Source organism: Streptococcus sp. k-90 (assembly GCF_013277565.1).
Taxonomy (GTDB): Bacteria; Bacillota; Bacilli; order Lactobacillales; family Streptococcaceae; genus Streptococcus.
This window is the reverse complement of the sequence record NZ_VMNE01000007.1, coordinates 18,909-31,034: the sequence shown is the minus strand read 5'-3', so window position 1 is coordinate 31,034 and position 12,126 is coordinate 18,909. Positions and strand designations below refer to the sequence as shown.

The window sequence follows — 12,126 nt, the reverse complement described above, 5'->3', positions numbered from 1 at the left end:
TCTTTGCTAGTTTGACCCGCTATACCAAGAGCATTTATCCTTCCTATGCGGTGCATGTGATCAATAATATTTTCGCAACATTACCATTTTTGCTCACTTTTCTACATAGGGTCTTAGGGTAAAAAAACAAAAGGCTTGCTTTTTAGCCATAGAGGAGGTTATTATGTATAGACACTTATTTTTCCTAAATTCAAAAACTTTAGACTGGTTGACCCCCTATATTCTAGTCTTGGCTTCTGACACCATTGCCTTTAACGTTTTTGTGCTAACCTTTGTATCTGTTGTGGCCTTTTATTTCCTAAATCCCATGCTATCTTTAATGGCTATCTTCTTAGGGGGTGGTTATGTGGTCGGATTTTGGTTACTCAAATGGTTTGTTTTGGAAAGGCTAGAACTAAAGAATGACGTGTAGGGAAGTCTGTTTGTTGAGGAGGATAGTTTTATGGCCATTTTCAATAAGTGTCATGCCTTGTTTTTGGGATTTTTAGTATTTGCAATCGTTGATGCGGCGGGATATTCCGTCAATCAAGGAGATTATTTTCAACACCAGTACACATTCATTGTTGTAAAGAGTCTCTTGCTTTGCCTTAGTATTGGCTATACGAGATGGTTTGATATGATTTCTTTCGGGATTTTAAGTAAGAAGCAACTCTTGCTCTTCATTGGAATCTTTCTTCTCACGGTGCTGGTAAATATAGGCTATCATGCCTTTTTCTCAGTTGCTTCTGGTGCTTCGGCTCAACACCTTGAGAAAACGAGTAATGGACTTTCGCTTTCCTTTATTGTAAATGTCACGGTTTTGGCACCTATCCATGAGGAACTCCTGTTTAGAGGACTTCTTCAGGGTGCGGTTTTTGACAATTCGTGGATAGGGCTTGTGCTGACATCCTCTCTCTTTTCGTTCATGCATGGACCTTATGATGTCCCTTCGTTTTTCTATTATCTACTTGGGGGCTTGTTGTTGGGCTTTGCTTATAAAAAGAGCCAAAACTTGTGGGTCTCTACTCTAGTCCATATGTTTTACAACAGTTTGCCACTCTTAACTTATATTCAATGAAAATCAAAGAGCAAACTAGGAAACTAGCCGCAGGTTACCCAAAACAGTGTTTTGAGGTTGTTGATAGAACTGACGAAGTCAGTCACATATATAATCCAAGGCGGCGTTGACGTGGTTTGAAGAGTATAAAATGGTTTGTTTTGGAAAGACTAGATCTCAAGGATGACGTGTAGGGAAGTTTGTTGAGGAGGATAATTTTATGGAGTTTTTTGATAAATTTCATGCCTTGTGCTTTGGATTTTTAGTACTAATAATCGTCATTACAGTTCCTTATACGATTAACCATGGGGATTTTTTTCAAAATGAATCTGCATTGATTATTGTAAGTCTTCTAGTAACCTCTCTGAGTGTTGCTTATGCTAGAAAGTTTGAAATGATTTCTTTTGGGATGTTAAGCAAGAAAGAACTTTTGCTTTTCATTGCAATCTTTCTTCTAAGTGTGCTTGAGACGCTGGTTTATATTCATTTCTTTGCTGTTTCTTCTGGCGCAGGAGTTCAACACTTGGCGGAAGTCAGCAGAGGAATTTCCCTGTCTTTGATTTTGACTTCCTCAGTTTTTGGCCCCATCCAGGAGGAACTCATTTTCAGAGGACTTCTTCAAGGTGCGATTTTTGACAATTCTTGGTTAGGACTTGTGTTAACTTCCTCTCTCTTTTCTTTCATGCATGGACCTTCTAATGTCTCTTCGTTTATTTTTTATCTACTTGGGGGCTTGTTGCTGGGCTTTGCTTATAAAAAGAGCCAAAATCTATGGGTTTCTACTCTAGTTCACATGTTTTACAATGCTTGGCCACTCTTATATTATTTATAAAAATCATGAAAAGGTAAGCAGAAGACGGTGCTTTCCTTTTTCTTTCTATAAGGATACCCAAGCCAATCCAGAGGCTTTTCTTTGAGAATCGGGTATGGAGCGGTTGACGAATAGGCCAAAAACTAGTAGAATAGTAAGGAAACTTTATACGGAGGAAAGAAATGGATTTGGGTGATAATGAGCTAACACTGACTCCCATACCTGGGAAAAGTGGCAAGGCTTATATGGGTAGCTATCCTGATGGGAAGCGTATCTTTGTAAAAATGAACACCTCTCCAATCCTACCTGGTCTAGCTAGAGAACAAATTGCTCCACAATTATTATGGAGTCGCCGTTTGGCAGATGGGCGTGATATGTGTGCTCAAGAATGGTTGACAGGCAAGATATTGACCCCCTATGATATGAATCGTAAACAAATCGTCAATATCTTAACCCGTCTTCATCGCTCACGTCCGTTGATGACACAGTTGAGTCGTTTGGGATATGCTATGGAAACACCTGTAGATTTACTACAGTCTTGGCAAGAAACGGCTCCAGATGCTTTGCGTAAAAATCATTTTATCAGTGAAGTGATGGCTGATTTACGTCAGACTATTCCAGGATTTAGAGAGGACTATGCGACCATTGTCCATGGAGATGTACGACATAGTAATTGGATTGAGACAGATAGTGGCTTGATTTATTTGGTAGATTGGGATTCGGTTCGCTTGACCGACCGCATGTTTGATGTGGCCCATATGCTCTGCCATTATATTCCAGAACATCAGTGGAAGGAATGGTTGACCTACTACGGCTATAAGTACAATCAAACGGTATTAAATAAATTGTATTGGTACGGTCAATTGTCTTACTTGAGCCAGATTTCCAAGTATTATATGAACCAAGATTTAGAAAATGTCAATCGGGAGATTCATGGCTTGCGTCACTTCCGAGACAAGTATGGAAAGAGAAGATGAGAGTTAGAAATCGTAAAGGGGCGACAGAATTACTAGAGGCCAATCCCCAGTATGTGGTCCTCAATCCCTTGGAAGCTAAGGGAAAATGGCGTAACTTGTTTGGCAATGATAATCCCATTCATGTGGAAGTTGGAAGTGGAAAAGGTGCCTTTGTTTCAGGTATGGCCAAGCAAAACCCTGATATCAACTATATCGGGATTGATATTCAAAAGTCTGTTTTGAGCTACGCTTTGGACAAGGTGCTTGAAGTTGGAGTGCCTAACATCAAGCTCTTGTGGGTAGATGGTTCTGACTTGACTGACTACTTTGAAGACGGTGAGATTGATCGTTTGTATCTGAACTTTTCAGATCCTTGGCCTAAAAAGCGTCATGAAAAGCGTCGTTTGACCTATAAGACCTTCTTGGATACCTTTAAGCGCATCTTGCCTGAAAATGGAGAAATTCATTTCAAGACGGATAACCGTGGCTTGTTTGAGTACAGCCTAGTGAGCTTTTCTCAGTATGGCATGAAACTCAATGGTGTCTGGCTTGATTTACATGCCAGTGATTTTGAAGGCAATGTCATGACAGAATACGAGCAAAAATTCTCCAACAAGGGGCAAGTTATCTACCGAGTTGAGGTAGAATTTTAAGAAATAGCCTGAAATCAGGCTGTATAAGTGCTTTTGCTTTACAGAAATTGGCAAACGTGTTATACTAAGAGTAAGAATATGAAAAGTGAGGCGGGGAAATATCTTCGCCTCTTGCTTATGAGGAGGTGGACGCAATCGCAACAATCGTAGAATTAGTCAGAGAAGTTGTAGAACCTGTCATCCAAGAACCTTTCGAACTCGTGGATATCGAGTATGGAAAGATTGGCAGTGATATGATTCTTAGTATTTTTGTAGATAAACCTGAAGGAATTACCTTGAACGACACGGCAGACTTGACAGAAATGATCAGTCCTGTCCTAGACACCATCAAGCCAGATCCCTTCCCAGAACAATATTTCCTAGAAATCACCAGTCCAGGCTTGGAACGTCCTTTGAAAACCAAAGATGCCGTCTCTGGAGCGGTTGGGAAATACATCCATGTCGGGCTCTACCAAGCCATCGATAAGCAAAAGGTCTTTGAAGGAACCTTGTTGGCCTTTGAAGAGGACGAGTTGACCATGGAATATATGGACAAGACGCGTAAGAAAACCGTCCAAATTCCATACAGTTTAGTATCAAAAGCACGTTTAGCAGTTAAATTATAGAAAAAGAAAGGATAGCTTTTGAGGATTCAAAAGTGAAGAAAACATGAGTAAAGAAATGCTAGAGGCCTTCCGCATTTTGGAAGAAGACAAGGGAATCAAAAAAGAAGATATCATCGACGCAGTAGTAGAGTCGCTTCGTTCCGCTTATCGCAGACGCTATGGTCAATCAGACAGCGTAGCTATTGATTTCAACGAAAAAACAGGTGACTTTACCGTTTATACTGTCCGTGAAGTGGTTGATGAAGTATTTGATAGCCGTTTGGAAATCAGCTTGAAAGATGCTCTTGCCATTAATTCAGCCTATGAACTTGGTGATAAAATCAAGTTTGAAGAGGCACCTGCTGAGTTTGGTCGTGTAGCAGCTCAATCTGCCAAACAAACCATCATGGAAAAAATGCGCAAGCAAACACGTGCCATCACTTACAATACTTACAAAGAACACGAGCAAGAAATCATGTCTGGTACAGTAGAACGCTTTGACAACCGCTTCATCTATGTCAACCTTGGCAGCATCGAAGCCCAATTGTCAAAACAAGATCAAATTCCTGGAGAAGTTTTTGCTTCTCATGATCGTATCGAAGTTTATGTCTACAAAGTTGAAGACAACCCTCGTGGTGTCAACGTCTTTGTCAGCCGTAGCCATCCAGAGATGATCAAACGTTTGATGGAACAAGAAATTCCAGAAGTTTATGATGGAACTGTTGAAATCATGAGCGTGGCTCGTGAAGCTGGCGACCGTACTAAGGTTGCAGTTCGTAGCCACAATCCAAACGTGGACGCTATTGGTACAATCGTTGGACGTGGTGGTGCTAACATCAAGAAGATTACTAGCAAATTCCACCCAGCTCGCTACGATGCTAAGAGCGATCGTATGGTTCCAATCGAAGAAAACATCGACGTTATTGAATGGGTAGCCGATCCAGCTGAATTTATCTACAACGCTATCGCTCCTGCTGAAGTTGACCAAGTTATCTTTGATGAAAACGACAGTAAACGTGCCTTGGTCGTTGTGCCAGATAACAAGCTTTCTCTTGCCATTGGTCGTCGTGGACAAAACGTGCGCTTGGCGGCTCACTTGACTGGGTACCGTATCGATATCAAGTCTGCTAGCGAATTTGAAGCCATGGAAGAAGCTGGTTCGGTAGATTTGGAAGCAGAAAACGATACTGTAGAAGAATAAAAGCTGCTAGAGGAGGGAAAGATGAAAACGAGAAAAATCCCTTTGCGCAAGTCTGTCGTGTCCAATGAAGTGATTGATAAGCGGGATTTGCTCCGCATTGTCAAGAACAAGGAAGGGCAAGTCTTTATTGATCCGACAGGCAAGGCTAATGGCCGTGGCGCTTATATCAAACTAGACAATGCAGAAGCCCTAGAGGCGAAAAAGAAGAAGGTCTTTAACCGTAGCTTTAGCATGGAAGTGGATGAAAGCTTTTATGACGAGTTGATCGCTTATGTGGATCACAAAGTGAAAAGAAGAGAGTTAGGACTTGAATAAGCAAAAGATAAGCAATCTCTTGGGGCTTGCTCAGCGAGCAGGGCGGATTATATCGGGTGAAGAATTGGTGGTCAAGGCCATTCAAGACGGCAAGGCCAAGTTGGTCTTTCTAGCCCATGATGCTGGACCCAATCTGACCAAGAAGATTCAAGATAAAAGTCATTATTATCAAGTAGAAATTGTAACCGTGTTTTCAACACTGGAATTAAGCATAGCAGTCGGGAAATCGAGAAAGGTTTTGGCTGTAACAGATGCTGGATTTACAAAGAAAATGAGGTCTCTTATGGAATAGAAGAGGAGGACATGATTTGTCTAAGAAAAGATTGTACGAAATCGCAAAAGAACTTGGAAAAGAAAGTAAAGAAGTTGTAGCGCGTGCAAAAGAGTTGGGCTTGGATGTGAAAAGCCACTCATCAAGTGTGGAAGAAGATGTCGCTGCAAAAATCGCTGCCAGCTTTAAGCCTGCAGCTACTCCGAAAGCAGAAGTAAAACCTGCAGAACCAAAAGCAAGTGCAGAAAAGAAAGCCGAGAAATCTGAGCCAGTGAAACTAGCTGTAGCTAAGGAAGAGGCAAAAGCGGCTGAACTAGTTGCTCCTAAAACAGAAAAAGCAGTAGCGAAACCACAAAGTCGTAATTTCAAGGCTGAGCGTGAAGCTCGTGCCAAAGAGCAGGCAGAACGACGCAAGCAAAATAAGGGCAATAACCGTGACCAACAACAAAATGGCAACCGTCAGAAAAACGACGGCCGTAATGGTGGAAAACAAGGTCAGGGAAACCGCGACAATCGTCGCTTTAATGACCAAGCTAAGAAACAGCAAAGTCAGCAAAATCGTGGAAATGAGCGCCGTCAACAAGAGGACAAACGTTCAAATCAAGCGGCTCCACGTATTGACTTTAAAGCCCGTGCAGCAGCCCTAAAAGCAGAACAAAATGCTGAATATGCACGTTCAAGTGAGGAACGTTTCAAGCAGACTCAGGCTGCCAAGGAAGCCTTGGCCCAAGCTAACAAACGCAAGGAGCCAGAGGAAATCTTTGAAGAGGTGGCTAAGTTAGCTGAACAAGCGCAACAAGTTCAAGCAGTGGTTGAACCAGCTCCTGTAGCTAAAGAAGCGCCAGTGGATACACGTCGTAAAAAACAAGCTCGACCAGACAAAGAACGTGATGATTTCGATCACGAAGAAGATGGTCCTAGAAAACAACAAAAGAATCGAAGTAGTCAAAATCAAGTGAGAAATCAAAGAAATAGTAACTGGAATAACAACAAGAAGAACAAAAAAGGCAATAACAAGAACAACCGTAATCAGACTCCAAAACCTGTTACAGAGCGTAAATTCCATGAATTGCCAACAGAATTTGAATATACAGATGGTATGACCGTTGCGGAAATCGCAAAACGTATCAAACGTGAACCAGCTGAAATCGTTAAGAAACTCTTTATGATGGGTGTCATGGCCACACAAAACCAATCCTTGGATGGGGAAACGATTGAACTCCTCATGGTGGATTACGGTATCGAAGCCAAACAAAAGGTTGAAGTGGATAATGCCGACATCGAACGTTTCTTTGTCGAAGATGGTTATCTCAATGAAGATGAATTGGTTGAGCGTCCACCAGTTGTAACTATCATGGGACACGTTGACCACGGTAAAACAACACTTCTAGATACCCTTCGTAACTCTCGTGTTGCGACAGGTGAAGCAGGTGGTATCACTCAGCATATCGGTGCCTACCAAATCGTTGAAAATGGCAAGAAGATTACCTTCCTTGACACACCAGGACACGCGGCCTTTACATCCATGCGTGCACGTGGTGCTTCTGTTACCGATATTACGATCTTGGTCGTAGCGGCAGATGACGGGGTTATGCCTCAGACAATTGAAGCCATTAACCACTCAAAAGCGGCCAACGTTCCAATCATCGTAGCCATTAACAAGATTGATAAACCAGGTGCTAACCCAGAACGTGTTATCGGTGAATTGGCTGAGCATGGTGTCATGTCAACCGCTTGGGGTGGAGATTCTGAATTTGTTGAAATCTCGGCTAAATTTAACCAAAATATCGAAGAATTGTTGGAAACAGTCCTTCTTGTGGCTGAAATCCAAGAACTCAAGGCAGACCCAACAGTGCGTGCTATCGGTACAGTTATCGAAGCGCGCTTGGATAAAGGAAAAGGTGCGGTCGCAACCCTTCTTGTTCAACAAGGTACCTTGAATGTTCAAGACCCAATCGTTGTCGGAAATACCTTCGGTCGTGTCCGTGCTATGACCAACGACCTTGGTCGTCGTGTTAAGGTAGCAGGTCCATCAACACCAGTTTCAATTACAGGTTTGAATGAAGCACCGATGGCGGGTGACCACTTTGCCGTTTACGAGGATGAAAAATCTGCGCGTGCAGCAGGTGAAGAACGTGCCAAACGTGCCCTTATGAAACAACGTCAAGCTACCCAACGTGTTAGCCTTGAAAATCTCTTTGATACCCTTAAAGCTGGTGAACTCAAGTCAGTTAACGTCATTATCAAGGCCGATGTACAAGGTTCTGTTGAAGCCCTTTCTGCCTCACTTCAAAAGATCGACGTGGAAGGTGTCAAAGTGACCATCGTCCACTCAGCAGTCGGTGCCATCAACGAATCAGACGTGACCCTTGCTGAAGCTTCAAATGCCTTTATCGTTGGTTTCAACGTACGCCCTACACCACAAGCTCGTCAACAAGCCGATGCTGACGATGTAGAAATCCGTCTCCACAGCATTATCTACAAAGTTATCGAAGAGATGGAAGAAGCTATGAAAGGGATGCTTGATCCAGAATTTGAAGAAAAAATCATCGGTGAAGCTCTTATCCGTGAAACCTTCAAGGTATCTAAAGTGGGAACTATCGGTGGATTTATGGTTATCAACGGTAAGGTTACCCGTGACTCTAAAGTCCGTGTTATCCGTGACGGTGTTGTTATCTATGATGGCGAACTCGCAAGCTTGAAACACTACAAAGACGACGTTAAAGAAGTTACAAACGGTCGTGAAGGTGGATTGATGATTGACGGCTACAATGATATCAAGATGGATGATGTGATTGAGGCTTATGTCATGGAAGAAATCAAGAGATAATAGAGAAACGATAGCTCATTTGACTCGTCGTCAACAGCGCCTTGATGAACCCTCAGTTCTATCTAAGGCTTGTTTCCTAGATTCAAATGGCTCTAGTTCCTCTATCTAATAGAAATAGCTAGGTCTGCTGGCCTAGCTTTTGGTTCAAAGTAGAGAAAGGAATATCATGGCAAATCATTTCCGTACGGATCGTGTGGGCATGGAAATCAAACGTGAAGTCAATGAGATTTTGCAAAAGAAAGTCCGTGATCCGCGTGTCCAAGGCGTGACCATCACAGATGTTCAGATGCTAGGTGACTTGTCTGTTGCCAAGGTTTACTACACCATTTTGAGTAACCTTGCTTCGGATAATCAAAAAGCCCAAATCGGGCTTGAAAAAGCAACTGGTACCATCAAACGTGAACTTGGCCGCAATTTGAAATTGTACAAAATCCCAGATTTGACCTTCGTCAAAGACGAGTCCATCGAGTATGGAAACAAGATTGACGAAATGCTACGCAATCTGGATAAGAACTAAGAAGAGGGGCAACCCTCTTTTTTGGTGCTTGGATTCTTCTAGCTATTAATAGCTGTATTTGTAATTGCAAAAAACAGTTTAAAAAATTTGTAAATACCTCATAGTATGATATGATAAAGTTTAATACGAATGATGAATGGAGATAGAGATGGGCAAACAAGAGTTAGCGATGCAAGTGCTGCAACAAGTGGTGAAATTACCCATGGTCAAAGTTGATCGAGAAAAATTTTTAGTTGACAAATTTTCTAAAGAGTTAGATCGAAAGGATATTGCTACATTATTGGAAAAAGGTCCGACCTCTTTGTTAACAAAGGAAAGCTTGGATCGAGTTGCTAAGACCTGTATTAAGGACAATGTTCTACGAGCAAGCGGGACTTCGATTTTGGCAGGTTTACCTGGTGGTATTGCCATGGCAATCACTATTCCAACAGATGTAGTTCAGTTTTATGCTTTTTCATTAAAGTTGGCTCAAGAACTAGGCTATATTTATGGATTTGATGATCTTTGGGAATCCCGTGATGAATTGAGCGAGGATGCTCAAAATACACTCTTGCTTTATCTCGGTGTCATGCTAGGGGTAAATGGAGCAGGGGCTTTACTTCGCTCTGGAGGTGTAACAGTTGCCAAGCATGTGATGAAGACGATTCCGCAGAAAGCTTTGACAAAGACACTTTGGTATCCTATTCTGGAAAAAGTTTTGAAAATTTTTGGAGTCAGCTTGACAAAGGGAGGCTTGGCTAAGGGAATGGGAAAAGTGATTCCTATTTTAGGAGGTGTCCTTTCTGGTGGCTTAACCTTTGCGACCATGAAGCCGATGGGGGAAAGACTGCAAAAGGAATTATCCAAATTAGTTAATTATAATGAAGGGCAGTATCAAATAGATATTGATACTATCCGAAAAGAAGCTGAAATCATCGAAGGTGAGTAATATGGGACTTATAAAAACTCTAGCTAAAACTTACGGGAATTACTTTTTGACCATGCAAGGTGTAAAAGTAATGAAAACGATAAAGAAAGATGACCATGTCGTTGTCGGTTTTGGGAAACTCTTTATTGCAGACAAGCTAATGGATACGGCTCGTTGGCTCATCAAGCCAGAGGAGAGAGAATGAAATTTTTCTGGGGCCTTCTTGCTATTCTTTTTATCAAACCAATTATTGGGATTGTGAAATTCTTTTGGATGATCATCTCTTTTGCAGTCCAATTGCTGTTTTACAAGCTATTATTTAAGATATTGGATTGGCTCTTTAAACTTATTTAGATGGTCATCCAAGTCGTGGAGAACTAGCAAGTCTTGTACTGCTAGTTTTTTAATCTCTTTTCATATGGTATAATATAAGCAGTAAAATCATTTTAAAACATTCAGTGGAGGTCGTCATGGACAATATCATCGATGTGTCAATTCCTGTTGCAGAAGTGGTGGACAAGTATCCAGAAGTCTTGGAAATTCTAGTGGAGCTAGGTTTTAAACCTCTTGCCAATCCCTTAATGCGCAATACAGTCGGTCGCAAGGTATCGCTCAAACAAGGTTCTAAGCTGGAAGGAACTCCTATGGCCAAGATTGTCCGCACACTGGAAGCAAATGGCTACGAAGTGATTGGATTAGACTAATGGCAGATGAACGGATTCATGTCCTGCGGGATATTTTGTTAGAATTGCACAATGGCGCCTCTCCTGAGTCGGTTCAGGAGCGCTTTGATGCGACCTTTACAGGCGTTTCAGCCATTGAGATTTCCCTCATGGAGCACGAGCTGATGAACTCAGACTCAGGTGTCACCTTTGAAGATGTCATGGAACTCTGTGACGTTCATGCCAATCTTTTTAAAAATGCTGTTAAGGGTGTCGAAGTTGCAGATACCGAGCACCCAGGTCACCCAGTTCGTGTCTTTAAGGATGAAAATCTAGCCCTCCGTGCGGCCTTGATTCGCATTCGTAGATTGTTAGATACCTATGAGTCTATGGAAGATGAAGAAATGCTTGCGGAGATGCGTAAGGGTTTGGTGCGTCAGATGGGACTTGTGGGTCAATTTGACATCCACTACCAGCGTAAGGAAGAGCTCTTTTTCCCCATCATGGAGCGCTATGGTCACGATTCACCTCCAAAAGTTATGTGGGGAGTGGATGACCAGATTAGGGAACTCTTTCAAACAGCTTTAGCGACAGCCAAGTCACTACCTGAAGTACCGATTTCTACTGTAAAAGAAGCTTTTGAAGCCTTTGCGGCAGAGTTTGAAAGTATGATTTTCAAGGAAGAGTCCATCCTTCTCATGATTCTCCTCGAGTCCTTTACTCAGGATGACTGGCTTCAGATTGCAGAGGAGAGCGACGCCTATGGCTATGCTATCATCCGTCCGTCTGAGAAATGGGTTCCAGAACGCCAGAGTTTTGTTGAGGAAAAGATTGCAGAGGAGCCTATTCAGCTAGATACGGCAGAGGGACAAGTTCAGCAGGTTATCGATACGCCAGAAGGACAGTTTACCATTACCTTTACCCCTAAGGAAAAGAAAGCAGTGCTGGACCGTCATAGTCAACAGGCTTTTGGGAATGGCTATCTTTCAGTCGAGCAGGCTAATCTCATCCTCAATCACCTCCCTATGGAGATTACCTTTGTCAATAAAGACGACATTTTCCAGTATTACAATGACAATACGCCAGCTGATGAGATGATTTTCAAACGGACGCCGTCCCAAGTTGGGCGCAATGTTGAACTCTGTCATCCGCCTAAGTACTTGGACAAGGTCAAGACCATCATGAAGGGGCTTCGTGAGGGAAGCAAAGGCAAGTATGAAATGTGGTTCAAGTCTGAGTCGCGAGGTAAGTTTGTCCACATCACCTACGCTGCAGTGCACGATGAAGAGGGAGAATTCCAAGGTGTGCTAGAATACGTTCAGGATATCCAGCCCTACCGTGAGATTGACACGGACTATTTCCGTGGATTAGAATAAGGAGAAA

At 42.4% G+C, this 12,126-nt stretch carries 15 protein-coding genes and 1 pseudogene; all 16 read left to right on the top strand.

Features of this window, described 5'->3' with window-relative positions:
- A pseudogene (locus tag HT734_RS03345) lies at window positions 1-122 on the top strand (CPBP family intramembrane glutamate endopeptidase); the annotation flags it as partial.
- Window positions 123-163: 41 nt separating this feature from the next.
- Window positions 164-412: an immunity protein BlpZ gene (gene blpZ / locus HT734_RS03340; RefSeq protein WP_173277266.1), complete on the top strand. Its 249-nt coding sequence runs from the start codon at window positions 164-166 to the stop codon at window positions 410-412.
- Between the two features lie 30 nt (window positions 413-442).
- A complete protein-coding gene (locus HT734_RS03335; protein ID WP_173277268.1) occupies window positions 443-1,057 on the top strand; it encodes a type II CAAX endopeptidase family protein in 615 nt (204 codons plus the stop codon).
- 199 nt (window positions 1,058-1,256) lie between these two features.
- Entirely contained in the window at window positions 1,257-1,868 is a 612-nt protein-coding gene (locus HT734_RS03330; protein ID WP_173277270.1) for a type II CAAX endopeptidase family protein, read from the top strand.
- A 161-nt stretch (window positions 1,869-2,029) separates the two neighbouring features.
- A complete protein-coding gene (locus HT734_RS03325) occupies window positions 2,030-2,824 on the top strand; it encodes a phosphotransferase family protein (RefSeq protein WP_000363005.1) in 795 nt (264 codons plus the stop codon).
- Window positions 2,821-3,456 carry a tRNA (guanosine(46)-N7)-methyltransferase TrmB gene (gene trmB, locus HT734_RS03320; RefSeq protein WP_138699943.1) on the top strand — a complete coding sequence of 212 codons (636 nt, stop codon included), beginning with the start codon at window positions 2,821-2,823 and terminating at the stop codon, window positions 3,454-3,456. Before HT734_RS03325 ends, trmB begins: the two co-directional genes overlap by 4 nt.
- Window positions 3,457-3,581: 125 nt before the next feature.
- A complete protein-coding gene (gene rimP, locus HT734_RS03315; RefSeq protein WP_173277272.1) occupies window positions 3,582-4,061 on the top strand; it encodes a ribosome maturation factor RimP in 480 nt (159 codons plus the stop codon).
- Between the two features lie 43 nt (window positions 4,062-4,104).
- Window positions 4,105-5,241 carry a transcription termination factor NusA gene (nusA, locus tag HT734_RS03310; RefSeq protein WP_000032285.1) on the top strand — a complete coding sequence of 379 codons (1,137 nt, stop codon included), beginning with the start codon at window positions 4,105-4,107 and terminating at the stop codon, window positions 5,239-5,241.
- Window positions 5,242-5,262: 21 nt separating this feature from the next.
- Window positions 5,263-5,556 carry a YlxR family protein gene (locus HT734_RS03305; RefSeq protein ID WP_000857561.1) on the top strand — a complete coding sequence of 98 codons (294 nt, stop codon included), beginning with the start codon at window positions 5,263-5,265 and terminating at the stop codon, window positions 5,554-5,556.
- The gene (locus HT734_RS03300) at window positions 5,549-5,848 is read left to right on the top strand and encodes a YlxQ-related RNA-binding protein (protein ID WP_001041390.1); all 300 of its coding nucleotides are present in this window, start codon (window positions 5,549-5,551) and stop codon (window positions 5,846-5,848) included. The genes HT734_RS03305 and HT734_RS03300 overlap by 8 nt, the downstream gene beginning before the upstream one ends.
- A 16-nt stretch (window positions 5,849-5,864) precedes the next feature.
- Entirely contained in the window at window positions 5,865-8,657 is a 2,793-nt protein-coding gene (gene infB, locus HT734_RS03295; protein ID WP_173277274.1) for a translation initiation factor IF-2, read from the top strand.
- Between the two features lie 166 nt (window positions 8,658-8,823).
- Window positions 8,824-9,174 (top strand): 30S ribosome-binding factor RbfA, encoded by a 351-nt coding sequence (gene rbfA / locus HT734_RS03290; RefSeq protein ID WP_001273601.1) that lies wholly within the window; start codon window positions 8,824-8,826, stop codon window positions 9,172-9,174.
- A gap of 148 nt (window positions 9,175-9,322) precedes the next feature.
- On the top strand, window positions 9,323-10,102 hold the full coding sequence (locus HT734_RS03285) for a hypothetical protein (protein WP_049533710.1): 780 nt from the start codon (window positions 9,323-9,325) through the stop codon (window positions 10,100-10,102).
- A 1-nt stretch (window position 10,103) separates the two neighbouring features.
- Complete coding sequence (locus HT734_RS03280) at window positions 10,104-10,286, top strand: hypothetical protein (protein ID WP_061759582.1); 183 nt, start codon at window positions 10,104-10,106, stop codon at window positions 10,284-10,286.
- A gap of 265 nt (window positions 10,287-10,551) precedes the next feature.
- On the top strand, window positions 10,552-10,785 hold the full coding sequence (locus HT734_RS03275; protein WP_061759583.1) for a DUF1858 domain-containing protein: 234 nt from the start codon (window positions 10,552-10,554) through the stop codon (window positions 10,783-10,785).
- Window positions 10,785-12,119 carry a DUF438 domain-containing protein gene (locus HT734_RS03270; RefSeq protein WP_000752904.1) on the top strand — a complete coding sequence of 445 codons (1,335 nt, stop codon included), beginning with the start codon at window positions 10,785-10,787 and terminating at the stop codon, window positions 12,117-12,119. The genes HT734_RS03275 and HT734_RS03270 overlap by 1 nt, the downstream gene beginning before the upstream one ends.
- Window positions 12,120-12,126: the final 7 nt, after the last annotated feature.